At 67.5% G+C, this 15289-nt stretch carries 16 protein-coding genes and 1 other RNA gene; 8 read left to right on the top strand and 9 right to left on the bottom strand.

Features of this window, described 5'->3' with window-relative positions; translation table 11 throughout:
- On the bottom strand, positions 1–400 hold a 400-nt coding region (locus OXU50_07355), incomplete at its 3' end, for a thiamine pyrophosphate-binding protein (protein ID MDD9869689.1).
- 212 nt (positions 401–612) lie between these two features.
- Between OXU50_07355 and OXU50_07350 the strand changes: the two genes are divergently transcribed.
- A complete protein-coding gene (locus OXU50_07350) occupies positions 613–1887 on the top strand; it encodes a DUF4325 domain-containing protein (protein ID MDD9869688.1) in 1275 nt (424 codons plus the stop codon).
- Positions 1888–1962: 75 nt separating this feature from the next.
- On the opposite strand, the gene thpR is transcribed toward OXU50_07350, so the two are convergent.
- The 6 genes from thpR to OXU50_07320 form a co-directional block, all read right to left on the bottom strand.
- On the bottom strand, positions 1963–2481 hold the full coding sequence (gene thpR, locus OXU50_07345; GenBank protein MDD9869687.1) for an RNA 2',3'-cyclic phosphodiesterase: 519 nt from the start codon (positions 2479–2481) through the stop codon (positions 1963–1965).
- A 113-nt stretch (positions 2482–2594) separates the two neighbouring features.
- Positions 2595–3080, bottom strand: coding sequence for a DM13 domain-containing protein (locus OXU50_07340; protein MDD9869686.1), 486 nt, complete (start codon positions 3078–3080; stop codon positions 2595–2597).
- Between the two features lie 22 nt (positions 3081–3102).
- A complete protein-coding gene (gene scpB / locus OXU50_07335; GenBank protein MDD9869685.1) occupies positions 3103–3933 on the bottom strand; it encodes an SMC-Scp complex subunit ScpB in 831 nt (276 codons plus the stop codon).
- Between the two features lie 76 nt (positions 3934–4009).
- The gene (locus OXU50_07330) at positions 4010–4798 is read right to left on the bottom strand and encodes a ScpA family protein (protein ID MDD9869684.1); all 789 of its coding nucleotides are present in this window, start codon (positions 4796–4798) and stop codon (positions 4010–4012) included.
- Entirely contained in the window at positions 4795–6012 is a 1218-nt protein-coding gene (locus OXU50_07325; GenBank protein ID MDD9869683.1) for a tryptophan--tRNA ligase, read from the bottom strand. The genes OXU50_07330 and OXU50_07325 overlap by 4 nt, the downstream gene beginning before the upstream one ends.
- A 16-nt stretch (positions 6013–6028) precedes the next feature.
- On the bottom strand, positions 6029–6256 hold the full coding sequence (locus OXU50_07320; GenBank protein MDD9869682.1) for a hypothetical protein: 228 nt from the start codon (positions 6254–6256) through the stop codon (positions 6029–6031).
- A gap of 235 nt (positions 6257–6491) precedes the next feature.
- Here OXU50_07320 and ffs point away from each other — a divergent pair.
- The 3 genes from ffs to recR all read left to right on the top strand — a co-directional run bounded on the left by ffs (position 6492) and on the right by recR (position 9148).
- Positions 6492–6588, top strand: an RNA gene (ffs, locus tag OXU50_07315) — signal recognition particle sRNA small type.
- Positions 6589–6621: 33 nt separating this feature from the next.
- A complete protein-coding gene (gene dnaX / locus OXU50_07310; GenBank protein MDD9869681.1) occupies positions 6622–8481 on the top strand; it encodes a DNA polymerase III subunit gamma/tau in 1860 nt (619 codons plus the stop codon).
- Between the two features lie 55 nt (positions 8482–8536).
- Positions 8537–9148, top strand: a complete 612-nt coding sequence (recR, locus tag OXU50_07305; GenBank protein ID MDD9869680.1) for a recombination mediator RecR — start codon at positions 8537–8539, stop codon at positions 9146–9148.
- A gap of 84 nt (positions 9149–9232) precedes the next feature.
- Here recR and OXU50_07300 read toward each other — a convergent pair whose 3' ends face one another.
- Together OXU50_07300 and OXU50_07295 are read right to left on the bottom strand one after the other, a co-directional pair.
- Positions 9233–9979 (bottom strand): sulfotransferase family 2 domain-containing protein, encoded by a 747-nt coding sequence (locus OXU50_07300; GenBank protein MDD9869679.1) that lies wholly within the window; start codon positions 9977–9979, stop codon positions 9233–9235.
- A complete protein-coding gene (locus OXU50_07295; protein MDD9869678.1) occupies positions 9976–10773 on the bottom strand; it encodes a hypothetical protein in 798 nt (265 codons plus the stop codon). The genes OXU50_07300 and OXU50_07295 overlap by 4 nt, the downstream gene beginning before the upstream one ends.
- A gap of 44 nt (positions 10774–10817) precedes the next feature.
- Here OXU50_07295 and queA point away from each other — a divergent pair, with 44 nt between their 5' ends.
- The 4 genes from queA to secD are packed head-to-tail and all read left to right on the top strand — an operon-like array spanning position 10818 to position 15281.
- Entirely contained in the window at positions 10818–11864 is a 1047-nt protein-coding gene (queA, locus tag OXU50_07290) for a tRNA preQ1(34) S-adenosylmethionine ribosyltransferase-isomerase QueA (GenBank protein ID MDD9869677.1), read from the top strand.
- Positions 11861–12991 carry a tRNA guanosine(34) transglycosylase Tgt gene (gene tgt / locus OXU50_07285; protein MDD9869676.1) on the top strand — a complete coding sequence of 377 codons (1131 nt, stop codon included), beginning with the start codon at positions 11861–11863 and terminating at the stop codon, positions 12989–12991. The genes queA and tgt overlap by 4 nt, the downstream gene beginning before the upstream one ends.
- A gap of 25 nt (positions 12992–13016) precedes the next feature.
- Positions 13017–13367, top strand: a complete 351-nt coding sequence (gene yajC / locus OXU50_07280) for a preprotein translocase subunit YajC (protein ID MDD9869675.1) — start codon at positions 13017–13019, stop codon at positions 13365–13367.
- Positions 13368–13382: 15 nt separating this feature from the next.
- On the top strand, positions 13383–15281 hold the full coding sequence (secD, locus tag OXU50_07275) for a protein translocase subunit SecD (protein ID MDD9869674.1): 1899 nt from the start codon (positions 13383–13385) through the stop codon (positions 15279–15281).
- The last annotated feature ends 8 nt before the right edge of the window (positions 15282–15289 follow it).

Raw genomic sequence — 15289 nt, 5'->3', positions numbered from 1 at the left:
TGACGATGGGCGCCTCCTGAAAGGCGTCGGTGCCCATCGCGCTGGTCGGCACCTGCCCGCACAGCAGCACCAGCGGCACCGAGTCGGCGAGCGAGTCGCGCACCGGCGTGACGCAGTTGGTGGCGCCGGGGCCGGAGGTGACGAGGCACACGCCGGGCCGCCCGCCGGCGCGCGCGTAGCCCGAGGCCATGAAACACGCGCCCTGCTCGTTGGCCGGCACCACCAGTTGAATGGCGTCGCCGGCGCCGCCGTCGTGCTCGCTGTTGAAGCGGAAAATGGCGTCGTAGGTGGGCAGAATGGCGCCGCCGCTGTAACCGAACACGGTGTCCACGCCGAGGTCGGCGAGGGTCTCGATGACGATGTCGGCCCCCGCCATCGTCCGCCCGATTGCCGAATTCATCTTTTCCGCCTGCGCCGCCATTTCAATCATGATAACCAATGCCGCCGATATGACAAGCGCGGCGGCGGCTGCGGCGGTTCAGTGATGGCCGCCGATGTGCCAGGCGGCGGCGGGCGGGCGGCGCGTTCGCGGCGCGGGCATCATCCGGCAACAGGTTTTATAATGTTCAGGAAGGCGGCCGGGACACAGCCCCGGCCCCGGGAAACATTGGAATGACCTACCCTGTTGAACGGCTCGGAAACCGCATTTATGTGAAGGGCGACATAGCGCCCTTTCACCTGCGGAAATTGTGCGCGCGGCTCCATGGCGCGGTGGAAAAGAGGGGTTTCCAGGACATCATCCTGGATTTTTCCGTGTGCGACGGAATCACCGAGGCGGTGATGCTCCCGGTGATGCCGCTGATTGCAGGTTACCGCAAAAAAGGCGTCAGTTTTGAATGTCTTCTGCCACAAGACGAAAAACTGAAAAGACTTTTCCTGAACGCCAACTGGGCGCACCATATCAGCCCCGGCGACTATCCCCGGGCAACGCATGAGGGCGGCCATGTGCCCGCCCTCCGCTTTGGCGGCGACGAGACGGACGGTGACGGAATGGAGGAAGCGACCGCCATTCTCAACAGGGTCATGGACATGGTGCTGGGCCAGTTGGCGGTGGAGCGGACGGCGCTGAAGGCCGTTGAATGGTCGCTGTGGGAGATTATGGACAATGTCGCCAACCACGCCGAATCACCGGTGGGCGGCTTTGTTCAGGCGACGGCATACCAGGGCATGAACCGGGTCGAGTTTGTCGTCGCGGACGCCGGCATCGGCATTCCCGGTAGCATGGGCGTGCGCAATCATGCGGCGGCGCTGCTGAACGCGATTAACGAGGGGGTTACCCGGGACGCGGAGAAAAACGCCGGAAACGGGCTTTACGGGAGTTACCGGGTCGCGAGCCTTTCGGGCGGAATACTCGAGATTCACTCTTTGAGAGGGTTTCTTCTGTGCAAACCACCGAAGGGCAAACTGCCCAAGGGTGAAATCGTCAATGACAGCGAGAAAGTCCCCTACGGCGGAACATCGGTGCGGTGCGGCATCGGCCTCGGCGAAGGCAAACTTCTCGACAAGGCGCTCCAGTTCAAGGGCGAGCCTCACGACCCGCCGTACGACCACATTGAACGCCGCTTTGAAGACGACGCGGGCCATCTGATTTTCAATGTGAAGCAAGAGGCGCGGCACGATCTCGGCTCCCGCGAGGGCGGGCGGCGGATTCGCGGCATCATCGGGAATCTGCTGCGCGAACGCCGCCCGGTCGTCCTCGACTTTGACGGCGTCAGCGTTATCTCAAGCAGTTTCGCCGACGAGGTGTTCGGACGCCTGTTCGTGGAAATGGGGCCGCGCGCCTTCATGAAACAAATCCTGATGCTCAATGTGGATGTAACGGTCGAAGGTCTGATTGACCGCGCCATCATGCAGCGAACCAAACTCGGCAACGGCGACGCCGGATAAGGCCGGACGGTCCGCCAGCGGCGGAGCTGCGCCGTTATTTCAGTCATGGCCGCCGATGTGCCAGGCGGCGGCGGTTCATGTCAGCGGGTATTCGTGCAGCGTCGTGTAGCGGGCGCCCTTTTCGGTCAGGCGCGACTCGACCATGCAGAACGAGCGTGCCGTCCATTCGGCGGCGGTGAACTCGCCCGGCGTGAGCGGGCGGGTGACGCCGCGAAACAGCGTCAGGTGGGGCTTGAACGCGCGCGGCGTGCGGAAGTCGCAGGCGCGCAGCGCGGCGCACAGGCCGCGGTGCAGCGACAGCAGCGGCGGCGGCGTTTCCTGCGGAAAGATGTGGACGATGCGCGGGCGCTCGAAGTGGCCGCAGCGGTCGAGGCGCAGTCGGAACGCTTCGCCGCGCACGCCGAGCGCGGCGCGGTGCGCGCACGCTTCGCGCGCGCCGTCGCAAGAGCCGAGAAAGGCGACCGTCAAGTGCAGGTTCTCCGCCGCCATCGCCCGCCCGTCGGCGCCAATCGCCGCCTGCGCCCGCAACAGCGCGCGCAAAGCATCGTCATCCGGCTGAATGCCGAAGAAAATCCGCTTGTCCTTGCCGGGCACGGCGGCGTCAGCCGGGGAAAACGAATGCGGGCAGAGTCGTCATGGCGTCGGCGTCAGCGGCGCGGGACGGGCGGCGGCGACATGGCGCAAGGCGGCGCGGCGACACGGCGGTGTCAGCGGTGCGGCGTCAGCGCGGCGGGCGAAATCAGCACATTGAATTGTTCGCACCAGATGACGACCGACGGGTAGTCGGCGGCGCGGATGCCCGCCGGGACGGCGTAGTTCTGGCTGCCGGTGAAGGCTTTCAGCCGCCCGAGGTCCACAAACCCGCTGTCGGCCACCGGCGTGTCGGGTGTGATGCCGGCCTGCGGCACCAGGTACACATGGTATTTGGGGCCGGGGCCGACGCGAAAGTCCGGCTCAAGATGCAGCAAATCGTCGTACACCGTCACGCCGCCGCCGCCGTAGTGCACCGGGTCGGACGGGTCGGCGTGAATGAAACGCCCGCGCGCGACAACCCGCCTGGCGGCCTCGTCCGCGACCACTTCGTGAACCGGCGGCGGCGGAAACCAGTACGGAAACACAAAGATACCGCCGGCAAACCCGGCTGCGCCGCCGGCAACCACCCCGGCCAGCAGACCGGCAACAAACTTTTTCATTTACGCCTCTTTTCCCGCCGCATTAAAGGACGCCATCATCCTTGCCGCCGTCGTTCGCGCCCTGCTCTGCCCCGTCCCCCGCATCCGGCGGCGGCGCCAACTGCACAGGCGCGGACGCTTCGCCTTCGTTGTCGCGGGTGTCGCCGTCTTCAAGCGTGTCTTGCGGTGCGGTCATGCTTTCGTTGTCGCGGGTGTCGCCGTCTTCGGGCGTGTCTTGCGGCGCGGTCATGCTTTCGTTGTCGCGGGTGTCGCCGTCTTCGGGCGTGTCTTGCGGCGCGGTCATGCCTTCGCTGCCGGGGATTTCGCCGTCTTTCAGCATGTCTTGCGGGTCGGGCAGCGGCGCCAGGGTCGGCAGGTCGTCGAGGGAGCGCAGGTTGAAGTCGTCGAGGAAGGCGCGGGTGGTGGCGTAGAGCGCCGGGCGGCCCGGTGTTTCCTTGTGGCCGGCGACCTCAATCCAGCCGCGTTCCTCCAGCGTGCGCACGGTGTTGGTGCTGACGGAGACGCCGCGCACCTCCTCGATGGCGGCGCGCGTGAGCGGCTGGCGGTAGGCGATCAGCGCCAGCGTCTCGAGCAGCGCGCGCGAGTAGCGCGGCGGTTTTTCCTCCCACAGTTTGGCGAGCCACGGCGCGTATTCCTCGCGCGTCTGGTAGCGGTAGCCCGACGCCACCTGCGTCAGTTCAACCGCGCGCCCGTCGCACTCGGCCTCGAGCGCCGCCAGCGCCTCGCCGAGTGTCGCGCGGTCCGCCGCCTTGCCGTCGTGCGCCAGCAGTTTCGCCAACTCGTTGAATTGCAGCGGGCGCGGCGACGCCATCAGCAGCGCCTCGACCACCTTCTTCATCCGTTGCGCGTCCATCGTTTTCACGCCGCACCCGGCGCCGACACCGGCGCTCCACGCCGGCGCCTCTTCATCCGTTGCGCGTCCATCGTCTTCACGCCGCCGTCAGGTAAATCGGCGAATAGGGCGAGTTCTGCACCGCCACCGCCATGCCCGCCTTGATTAGTTCCAGCAGCGCGAGGAAGGTGACGATGACGCCGGCGCCGCCCTCCTGCGGCGTGAAGCAGTCGGCGAACGCGACCGGGCCGCCGCCGCGCAGCAGTTCCAGCATGTTGGTGATGCGTTCGCGCACCGGCAGCGGCTCCCGCGCCACCGCGTGGCCGCGGTGGAACGCGGCGCGGCGCAGCACCTCGCCGAAGGCATTGACAATCTCGTCCAGTGCGACGCGCGGCAGCGGCTTGACGATGGCGAGGCCGGCGCACGGCGTCTCGAATTCGTGCAGTTCGCGCGCCACGCGCGGCAGTTGGTCGAGGTTGTGCGCGGCCTCGCGGAACCTCGCGTATTCCAGCAGCCGCCGCACCAGTTCGGCGCGCGGGTCCTCCTCCTCGCCGGTCTCGTCGGGCGCGCGCGGCAGCAGCATGCGCGACTTGATCTCGGCCAGCACCGCCGCCATCAGCAGGTATTCGGCGGCGAGTTCCATCTGCATCTCCCGCATCATGCCGATATAGCGCATGTACTGCGAGGTGACCTGCGCCACCGGCAAACTCAGGATGTCGAGATTCTGGCGCCGGATCAGGTAGAGCAGCAAATCCAGCGGCCCCTCGAAGGTCTCGAGGAAGATGCGCAGCGCGTCGGGCGGGATGTACAAGTCCTCGGGCGGCGCGTCGAGCGGCTCGCCGGCGACGACCGCGAACGACATCTCGCGTTGCAGTTCGCCGCTCATCGGCGCCCGTTCGTCAGTTTGATTGCGCGGCACACCTCTTCCAGCGTGTCGCGCGCGATTTCGCGCGCGGCGTCGTTGCCCTCGGCGATGATCTTCTCGACGGTGCCGCGGTCGTCGGCGTATTCGCGCGCGCGCGCGCGGATGCCGGCGATTTCGCGCTGCACCTCCTCAATCAGCGGGCGCTTGCATTCGACGCAGCCGATGCCCGCCGTGCGGCAGCCTTCCTGCACCCAGTCACGGCGGGCGTCGTCGGAATACACCTTGTGCCACTGCCACACCGGGCATTTTTCGGGTTCGCCGGGGTCGTCGCGGCGCTTGCGCGCCGGGTCGGTCGGCATCGTCCGCAGTTTCTTTTCAATCGAGTCCTCGGGTTCGCGCAGCGAGATGGTGTTGGCGTACGACTTCGACATCTTGCGCCCGTCCACGCCGGGAATCTTCGGCGACGCCGTCAGCAGCGCCTGCGGCTCGGGCAGCAGCACCCGCGACATGCCGACGAGGTAGCCGCGCAGCCGCTCGCGGTCGCTGATGGAGATGCTCTGCTGCGATTCCACCAGCGCCACGGCGACATCGTGGGCGCGCTCGTCGCCCTGCTCCTGGTGTTTTCTGCGAAGTTCGCGGTAGAGTTGCGCGTTCTTGCGCCCGAGTTTGTCAATCGCGCTTTCCACCCGGCGCGCGAAGTCCGGCTCGCCGCCGTAGAAATAATTGAAGCGCCGCGCAATCTCGCGCGACAACTCGACATGCGCGACCTGGTCCTCGCCGACCGGCACCCGGTCGGCCTTGTACATCAGGATATCGGCGGTTTGCAGCAGCGGGTAGCCGAGAAAGCCGTAGGTCGTCAAGTCGCGGCCCGACAGGTTTTCCTGCTGGTCCTTGTAGCTCGGCACCCGCTCAAGCCAGCCGAGCGGCGTGATCATCGCCAGCAGCAGAAACAGTTCGGCGTGCTCCGGCACCTCCGACTGCACAAACAGCGTCGCCGTGCCCGGGTTGACGCCGCAGGCGAGCCAGTCAATGACCATCTCGAAGACATGGTCGCGGACGCCGCCGGTGTCCTCGTAGTGCGTCGTCAGCGCGTGCCAGTCGGCGGCGAAGAAGAAGCACTCGTGGCTCAACTGCAAGTCCACCCAGTTCTTCAGAACGCCGTGGTAATGCCCCAGGTGCAGCGGCCCGGTGGGACGCATGCCGGAAACGACACGCTTGCCTTGTGTGGAAGACAGATTCAACGGGGGCGGTTCAGAGTTTGCCGAGCAACAGCGTTGCGTAAACGCCAACCAACGTGCCAATCAGAACCACCGTGCCCAGAAACAGCCCGACAACCCAGCACACAATGTGCGTCTCGGCCTTGGCCAGTTCTTCCCGGGTGGCAAAGCGGTCCATTTTCTGGTCCATCCGCTGTTCCAGTCCGGACAGGCTTTGTTCCAGTTCTTCTTTTGTCACATGTTTATGATGGTTGTTTTTCATGGTGTGCTCCTTTCACTGGTTGATGAAAAGAGCAGTTTGCGCTTGTGGGGAGTGTAGCACACCCGCCAGCCGACGAACGGCGGCCCTTGGCGGACGAACGGAAAATGCGCGCGATTAGGGGCCGCCGCGCCGCCGCCGCCGGCGCCAAACCCCCGCAGGCCGTTTGCGCCCGGCGGCGGGCGGCGGGCGGCGTGCTTTTGGCCGCCAAAGCGGGCATAATAGCGGCGGCCTTTCGCAGCGGCGCCTTTGCAGCGGGGGACTGCCAATCCCGCCAGGTTCGGAAGAAAGCAACGGTAACAGTCTTCCCGCGTGCCGGAGAACCGCTGCTGCGGGGGGCTTGCGACCAAACCGCAGCGAACGGCACGATGAGTTACCAGGTACTGGCGCGCAAATGGCGCCCGCGCAACTTCGAGCAGGTCATCGGCCAGCGCCATGTCATCCGCGCGCTGGAAAACGCGCTGAAAATGGGCCGCCTGCACCACGCCTACCTGTTCACCGGCACGCGCGGCGTCGGCAAGACCACCATCGCGCGCATCCTCGCCAAATGCTTCAACTGCGAACAGGGCGTCGGCGCCGCGCCGTGCGGCGAATGCGCCGCCTGCCGCCAGGTGGACGCCGGCAACTTCATTGACCTGATCGAGGTGGACGCGGCATCGCGCACCGGCGTGGACGACATGCGCGAACTGCTCGACAATGTGCAGTACGCCTCCGGCGCCGGGCGCTTCAAGATCTACCTGATTGACGAGGTGCACATGCTGTCGGTCAACAGTTTCAACGCGCTGCTGAAAACGCTGGAGGAGCCGCCCGAACATGTGAAGTTTTTCTTCGCGACGACGCACCCGCGCAAAATCCCGGTGACGATCCTGTCGCGCTGCCTGCAATTCAACCTGACGCGCCTGCCCCACCGGCTGATACACGAACACCTCGCCGCGCTGCTCGACGCCGAGAACATCACGCACGACGACGGCGCGCTCGGCGAGATTGCGGTCGCCGCCGAGGGCAGCGTGCGCGACGCGCTGAGCCTGCTCGACCAGGCCATCGCCTACGGCGACGGCCAGTTGAAAAGCAACGAGGTGGAAGCGATGCTGGGGCTGGCCGCGCGCCAGCAGATCGCCGACATGGGCCGCTGCATCGCCGCGCGCGACACCGAAAAACTGTTTGAACTGATTGAACTGGCGTACCGCAAGGCGGTGGACTTTGAGACGCTGCTGAAGGACATCATCGCGCTGCTGCACCAGGTGGCGCTGCGCCAGGCGCTGCCCGGCGCCGCGATTTCGCCGCAACTGAAGGAGCGGGATGTGGACGAACTGGCCGCCGCCGTCGCGCCGGAAGACCTGCAACTGTGCTACCAGATTGCGCTCAACGGCAAGCGCGACATGGCGTTCGCGCCCGACGACAAGGCGGCGTTCGAGATGACGATGCTGCGGATGATGCACTTCACGCCGCTGCAAACCGACAGCGCGCCGCAAGGCGGCGCACAGCCGCAGCGCCCGCCGCAAACGCAGCCGCAGAACAAAGCCGCCGCGCAAGCGCAAACGCAAGACGCGCCCGCGTCGCAAGCACAACGCGCAGCCGCCGCACAAACACCGGCGCAAGACACACCGCCGCAAGCACAACGCCCGCCCGTGCCGCGGGCACCGGCGCAGAGCAAAGCCGCCGCGCAAGCACCGGCGCAAGACGCGACCGCACCGCAAGCACCGACGCCGCCCGCCGCTGACGCCGCCGCCGATGGCGCTGCCGCCGCCGCTGCCACTGCCACCGCCAACGCCGCCAACGCCGCCAACGCCGCCACCGCCGCCAACGCGCCGCAGGGCGGTTTTCAGCTGGCCGACTGCGGCGACGCGCAGGGCTGGGTGCGGCTGATTGAGGCCGCCGGTTTTGAGGGGCCGCTGCGTGAAATCTGCTTCAACTCGCTGCTGACGCCGCAGTCGCAAACCGAGGCGACGCTGGCGGTGGACGCGCGCATCGAGGGCCTGTGCACACCGCCGCGCCAGGAGGAAATCCGGCGCGCGCTGAGCCGCCTCATCGGCGCCGAGGCGGTGCTGCGCTTTGAGACGGCGGCGTCCGACGAAACGCCGGCGCAGGCCAGGAAACGCCGCGAACTGGAACGCCGCCGCAAGGCCGCGCTGTCCATCGAGAAAAACCCGCAGGTGCATTCCCTGAAGGAACGCTTCAACGCGCAGACCATCCCCGACTCGACGCAGCCCGTCGAATCCGACGGCTGAGCGCGCCGCGGCGCACCGCAACCCGCACCGCAACCGGCCCCGCCGCCCGCGACCGATGGCCAACCGGGAACTGCTGAAACAACTCATCGAGACCTTCACCTGCCTGCCCGGCGTCGGCAGGAAGACCGCGCAGCGTTTCGTCTATCACCTGCTCGAGCGCGACCGCCCCGGCGGCGCGGCGCTGGCCGAACTGCTGCGCGAGACGGTCGAGAAAGTCGGCAACTGCGAACGCTGCCGGATGTTCACCGAGCACCCGCTGTGCGCCATCTGCCGCGACAAAAGCCGCGACCGCGCGCTGATTTGCGTGGTCGAGAACCCCGCCGACCTGATGGCGCTCGAGGCCAACACCAACTACCGCGGCCTCTACTTCGTGCTGCACGGCAAACTGTCGCCGCTCGACAACATCGGCCCGCGCGAAATCGGCCTTGACCTGCTGGAAGAGACGCTCAGGAAAAACGGCGTGCGCGAACTGATACTCGCCACCGGCACCACCGTCGAGGGTGATGTCACCGCGCATGTCATCGGCGAACTGGCGGCGCGCTGCCGCACAAAGACCACCCGCATCGCGCAGGGCGTGCCGGTCGGCGGCGAACTGGAATATGTGGACGCCTCGACGCTGGCGCAGGCGTTCAACACGCGCACCCGCGTCGGCGACGACGCCGATTAGCGGCGAAGGCCGTTATTTGCGGGAAAGCGCCGGCGGCGCAAGCGGCGGTGCGGACGCCGACAAAGACGGCACCGCCGGCGCCGCTCAGTCGAAACGGTAGCCGAAGGCGTCGGCCATCGGCGCGCAGCGGCGCGCGATGAAGTCTCTTGAATAACCGGTGTAGTAGTCGCGGTAAGGCCGGCCCCTGTCGCGCACGCCGGTCTTGGTGCGGATCAGCGCGCGGTGCGGCAGTCGCAGCAGGCGGCACACCTCGTCGTAGTCGTCTTGCAGGTTCTCAAAGCGCAGATAGCGGTCGGCGAACGGTTCGCCGCGGCTGAAACAGAAAGCCGGAATTTCATCCACCACCCTGGCGAACAGGCCCCTGCCGAGCACAAACTCAATGCCTTCGCGGTGGCGCCCGCGCAGGAAGCGGCGGCGCGCGCGGCGCAGATTGAGATGCGCGCGGGCGTTGGCGAGGCCGCCGCGGTGCAGGACGCCGCCGGCGTCGCGCACCAGGTTCGGCCAGTCCACCGCGAACTTGTAGCAGTAAAGCGACACGAACAAATCCCACGGGTTGCGCACCACGGTGAACTTGAAGTAGTCGTTCCAGACGCGCTCGCCGACCTTGCGCCGCACATCGTCGGGCAGCGTGTGCGGCGTGGAATAGCCGTGCGCGTTGCGTTCGCGCAGCGCGGCGTAGTCGTCGGCGTCCACGCCGGGGCGGAAGGTCTCGCCGCCGACGATGGTGTCGTCGGCGGCGCACGACTGCGCGAGGCTCAGGCGGATGCTGGTGCCGGCGACCTTGCGCGGGCACACAAAGATAAAACGGTGTTTGTGCGAGACGATGGTCACGCGCGCGCGCCGGCCAGCCGCCGCGCCAGTCGCGCCAGCGACGACGCCAGCCGCGGCGGCGGCGGGTCGGCGCGCGACACCCGCACCAGGCCGCCGACCGCAAGCGCCCTGATGGCGCACTGCGACAACAGGCTGCGCCACGCCAGATGCGCGGCGCCGCCGCTGACCGCCGCCGGCGCGCCATCGCCGTCGGTGCGCAACTCAATGCGCGGCAGCGGATACGCGCGGTTGAGCCGCCGGTTGCGCTGGATGGCGACCAGCGACATGAACAAATCCTCGCCGTTCCACAGCGGCTCGCTCCTGCTCCGCACCAGCGCCTCGACCAGCGGCGCGTGCTCGAAGAAAGCGTCGGCGAGGCGCTTCGGCAGCAGCGCCGCGCCGGTCAGCGCGTAGGTGACGGCGCCGGTGCGGACGCGGTTGCTGTAACCCAGTTCGCGGTCGGGGTCGCGCCCGTAGAGGCTGTGGATGATGTCCGGGTCGCGCAGGTAGTGCTCGTGCAGAGCCAGCAGGCTGGACTCGGGAACGATGATGTCGTCGTCGAGCGACAGCACGGTGTCGTTGCGCGCGGCGGCGACGGCGACAAAGCGGCGCGCGAGGCCGTAACGGCGGTTGACATCGCCGTCGTCGCGGCGGTGCACGATGCGGCAGCGCGCGCTGTCGTAGTCGAACACCGTGTCGCGCCGCCCGTGCGTGATGATAATCTCATCCACGCAGGCGCATTGCTCAAGCACCGGCAGGATGCAGTGCGTCAGGTTCCAGGCCCTGTTCCAGTTGGGAACCACCACCGAAATCATCGGCAAAGTATAACGCGCGCGGCGCCTTCCGTATAATTGGCCGGATGCCGCAGACCGCGCCGCACAACCCGTACGACTTCCAACTGCCCGCCGATTTGATCGCGGACTACCCGGCGCGCGCGCGCAGCGCAAGCCGCCTGCTGCATGTGCGCGCCGACGGCGGCCTGCGCGACACGCGCTTCGCCGAACTGCCGGCGCTGCTGCGCGCGGGCGATTTGCTCGTCGTCAACGACAGCCGCGTCATCGCGGCGCGCCTGCACGCGCGCAAGGCCGGCGGCGGCGGTGTCAGCATACTGATTGAGCGGCTGGCGGGGCCGCGCCGCGCGCTCGCCCACCTGCGCGCCAACCGCCCGCCGCGGCGCGGCGCCGTGCTGCACATCGGCAACTGCGAACTGCGCGTCGGCGAACGCCGCCGCGACCTGTTCACGCTGTCGCTCGACGACGGCGACTTCAACACGCTGCTGCAACGCCACGGCGAGACGCCGCTGCCGCCCTACATCCGCAGAAAACCGGAGGCGCTCGACGCCGAACGCTACCAGACGGTGTACGCGAAACACCCCGGCTCGGTGGCGGCGCCGACCGCCGGACTGCACTTTGACCGCGCACTGCTGGCGCAACTGCGCGACAACGGCGTTGACGCCGCGTCGCTGACGCTGCACATCGGCGCCGGCACCTTTCAGCCGCTGCGCGGCGGCGCCGAACAACACCGCATGCACCGCGAGGTGCTGCATGTGGGCGAGGCGCTGTGCGACGCCGTCGCCGCCTGCCGCAGGCGGCGCGGGCGCGTCGTCGCCGTCGGCACGACGGTCGCGCGCGGGCTGGAAACCGCGGCGGGCAACGGCGCCGCGCTGCCGCGCCCGTTCAGCGGCGAGACCGGCCTGTTCATCCAACCGGGCTTCCGGTTTCGCGCGGTGGACGCGCTGATTACCAACTTCCACCTGCCGCGCACGACGCTGTTTGTGCTGGTGTGCGCGTTCGCCGGGCGCGAGCGCATGCTCGCCGCCTACCGCCACGCCATCGGCGAACGCTACCGCTTTTTCAGTTACGGCGACGCCACCTGGCTGGACAAGAACGACGGCGGCGCGGCGTGAAGTTCACGCTTGAGGCCGCCGACGGGCGCGCGCGCGCCGGTGTGCTGCACCTGGAACACGGCGCCGTCGAGACGCCGGTGTTCATGCCGGTCGGCACCGCCGCCACCGTCAAGGCGATGACGCCGGCGATGCTGGAGGAAACCGGCGCGAGCCTGGTGCTCGCCAACACCTTCCATTTGATGCTGCGCCCGGGCGCCGATGTCATCCGGCGCTGCGGCGGGCTGCACCGCTTCATGCACTGGCGCCGCCCGATACTGACCGACTCCGGCGGCTTTCAGGTCTTCAGCCTCGCCGGCCTGCGCGAGGTTTCCGAGCAGGGCGTGCTGTTCCGCTCGCCGGTGAACGGCGACAAGGTGTTTCTCGACGCCGAGCGCTCAATGGAAATTCAGCGCGCCCTCGGCGCCGACATCATGATGTGCTTTGACGAATGCACGCCGTGGCCGGTGTCGCGCGAACAGGCGCGGCGCTCGATGGAGTTGTCCATGCGCTGGGCCGAACGCTCGCTGCGCGCGCGCGGCGACGGCGCGGCGGCGCTGTTCGGCATCGTCCAGGGCGGCGTCTGGCCGGACTTGCGGCGCGAGTCGGCGGCGCATCTGACGGCGATGGACTTTGACGGCTACGCGCTCGGCGGCCTGTCGGTCGGCGAGAGCGCCGCCGAGCGCAACGCCGTGCTGGAACCGGCGCACGAGTGGCTGCCGCCGGACAAGCCGCGCTACCTGATGGGCGTGGGCCGCCCCGAGGACATCGTCGAGGCGGTGCGCCGCGGCATGGATTTGTTTGACTGCGTGATTCCGACGCGCAACTCGCGCACCGGCTTTCTCTACACGCGCCGCGGCGTGCTGCGGCTTCGCAACGCCCGCTACCGCGACGACACCGCGCCGGTGGACGACGAATGCGGTTGCTACACCTGCCGCCACTTCTCGCGCGCCTACCTTCACCACCTGGACCGCTGCAACGAGATGCTCGGCCCGATGCTGAACACGCTGCACAACCTGCACTATTACCGCCAACTGACGGCGGGCCTGCGGCGGGCGATACAACAGGGCCGCCTGGACGACTTCGCGCGCGATTTCCACCGGCTGCGCGGCGGCGAGGCGTGCGGCGAGGCGCCCGGCGAAAGTGTGTAACAAAAGTGTGCGATAATAGGCGGCCATGAACATTCTGATTTCCAACGCCTGGGCGCAGGGCGGCGGCGGCGGTGGCGGCGGCATGGAACTGCTGGTCATGGTCGGGATTTTCTTCCTGATCATGTACTTCATGATCATCCGCCCGCAAAACAAGCGCAACCGCGACCACAAGCAACTGCTGGCGTCGCTGTCGTGCGGCGACGAGGTCGTCACATCGGGCGGCCTGTTCGGCAAAATCTCGCAAGTGGACGAGAGTTTCGTGCGCCTTGAGGTGCAGAACGGCGTCATCGTCAAGGTGCAGAAGCAGGCCATCAGTTCAGTCATGCCGAAGGGCATGGTGGACGAAGACCCGAAGAAAAAAGACATTCGCAAGTAGGCGGCCACCCCCCCGATGCTGAACCGCTACCCCCTGTGGAAGTACCTGCTGATTGCGCTGGTGCTGGCGGCGGCGGCGACCTACGCGCTGCCCAACATCTACCCCGAAGACCCGGCGGTGCAGGTGTCGCACACCGGCGGCGAGGTCGGGCGCGACGCCGCCGCGCGCATCCGCAAACTGCTGGGCGGCGCCGGCGACGGCGGCGACGGCGGTGAAAGCCTCGAATACAAGGCCATCGAGCACACCGGCGACGGCCAGTTGCTGATTCGCTTCCGCCGCCCCGAAGACCAGTTGACCGCCGCCGACCGCATCCGCGAGGCGCTCGGCTACCGCTACATCACCGCGCTGAACCTGGCGCCGGCGACGCCGCCGTGGCTGAGCGGCCTCAACGCGACGCCGATGAACCTCGGCCTCGACCTGCAGGGCGGCGTTTATTTTCTGCTTGAGGTGGACAGCGACGCGGCGCTGCGAAAGGCGCTGGAACGCTACCGCGACGAGATTCGCAACCTGCTGCGCGAGGAGCGCGTGCGCTACCGCGGCGTGACCGAATCCGCCGGCAAACTGTCGCTGAGCGTGCTGTTCACCGACGCCGCCGAGCGCGACAAGGCGCTTGACCTGGTGCAGCGGCAGATGCCGCTGGCGTTCTCGATTGAGGAGCGCGACGGCGAGGGGCGCTACCTGCTGGATTTGGCGCTGGAACGCAACGAGATTCGCACGGTGCAGGACTTCGCGGTGCAGCAGAATGTGCTGACGCTGAGAAAGCGCGTCAACGAACTGGGCGTGGCCGAGCCGGTCATCACGCGCCAGGGCAAGAACCGCATCGCCGTGCAGTTGCCGGGCGTGCAGGACACCGCCAAGGCCAAGGAGATACTCGGCGCCACCGCGACGCTTGAGTTCCGGATGGTGGCCGAGCAGTCGGACCCGGCGCGCGCCGTCGCCAGCGGGCGTGCGCCGCCGGGCACGCAGTTGTTCCGCGAACGCAACGGCGAACCGGTGCTGCTGAAGCGCGATGTGATGATCACCGGCGAATACATCATTGACGCCGCCTCCGGCATTGACGGCGAGACCGGACAGCCGGCGGTGCACATCACGCTCGACGGCAAGGGCGCGCGCATCTTCAGCCGCATCACCGGCGAGAATGTCAAGCGCCTGATGGCGGTGGTGTTCATCGAGAACAAGACCGAGACGCGCCGCGACGCCGCCGGTGAATTGCAGCGGCGCACGCGCACCGTCAAGGAGGTCATCAGCGTCGCCCGCATTCAGGAGCAACTCGGCAAGCGCTTTCAGATCACCGGCCTTGATTCAACGCAGGAGGCGCGCAAACTGGCGCTGCTGCTGCGCGCCGGCGCGCTGGCGGCGCCGATTGAGATTGTCGAGGAGCGCACCGTCGGGCCGAGCCTCGGCCAGGAGAACATTGACAAGGGCATGCGCTCGATTCTGCTGGGCTTTCTGCTGGTCATCGTCTTCATGGCCGTCTATTACCGCCTGTTCGGCCTCATCGCCGACCTCGCGCTGGCCGCCAACATGGTGCTGATAGTCGCCGTGATGTCGCTGATACCGGGGGCGACGCTGACGCTGCCGGGCATCGTCGGCATCGTGCTGACGGTCGGCATGGCGGTGGACGCCAATGTGCTGATCTTCGAGCGCATCCGCGAGGAACTGGCCTCCGGCGCCAGCGTGCAATCAAGCATAGACAACGGCTACCGGCGCGCGCTTTCCACCATCGCCGACGCCAACATCACGACGCTGATTGCGGCGCTGGTGCTGTTTGTCTTCGGCACCGGCCCGATCAAGGGTTTCTCGGTGACGCTGTCGATCGGCATTCTGTGCTCGATGTTCACCGCCATCATGGGCACGCGCGCCGTCGTCAACCTGGTGTACGGCGGGCGCAAGGCCGGCAGTCTGGCCATTTAGGGGCGCGG

The sequence above is a fragment of the Gammaproteobacteria bacterium genome, assembly GCA_028817225.1.
Classification (GTDB): Bacteria; Pseudomonadota; Gammaproteobacteria; order Poriferisulfidales; family Oxydemutatoraceae; genus Oxydemutator.
This window is presented reverse-complemented; position numbering and strand designations above follow the sequence as displayed.

Excerpts from the sequence above, each read along its gene's own strand:
- OXU50_07350 (MDD9869688.1), top strand. The coding sequence starts at position 613 with ATGACCTACCCTGTTGAACGGCTCGGAAACCGCATTTATGTGAAGGGC.
- OXU50_07340 (MDD9869686.1), bottom strand. The coding sequence starts at position 3,080 with ATGAAAAAGTTTGTTGCCGGTCTGCTGGCCGGGGTGGTTGCCGGCGGC.
- scpB (MDD9869685.1), bottom strand. The coding sequence starts at position 3,933 with ATGGACGCGCAACGGATGAAGAAGGTGGTCGAGGCGCTGCTGATGGCG.
- OXU50_07330 (MDD9869684.1), bottom strand. The coding sequence starts at position 4,798 with ATGAGCGGCGAACTGCAACGCGAGATGTCGTTCGCGGTCGTCGCCGGC.
- OXU50_07320 (MDD9869682.1), bottom strand. The coding sequence starts at position 6,256 with ATGAAAAACAACCATCATAAACATGTGACAAAAGAAGAACTGGAACAA.
- dnaX (MDD9869681.1), top strand. The coding sequence starts at position 6,622 with ATGAGTTACCAGGTACTGGCGCGCAAATGGCGCCCGCGCAACTTCGAG.
- recR (MDD9869680.1), top strand. The coding sequence starts at position 8,537 with ATGGCCAACCGGGAACTGCTGAAACAACTCATCGAGACCTTCACCTGC.
- OXU50_07295 (MDD9869678.1), bottom strand. The coding sequence starts at position 10,773 with ATGATTTCGGTGGTGGTTCCCAACTGGAACAGGGCCTGGAACCTGACG.
- queA (MDD9869677.1), top strand. The coding sequence starts at position 10,818 with ATGCCGCAGACCGCGCCGCACAACCCGTACGACTTCCAACTGCCCGCC.
- yajC (MDD9869675.1), top strand. The coding sequence starts at position 13,017 with ATGAACATTCTGATTTCCAACGCCTGGGCGCAGGGCGGCGGCGGCGGT.
- secD (MDD9869674.1), top strand. The coding sequence starts at position 13,383 with ATGCTGAACCGCTACCCCCTGTGGAAGTACCTGCTGATTGCGCTGGTG.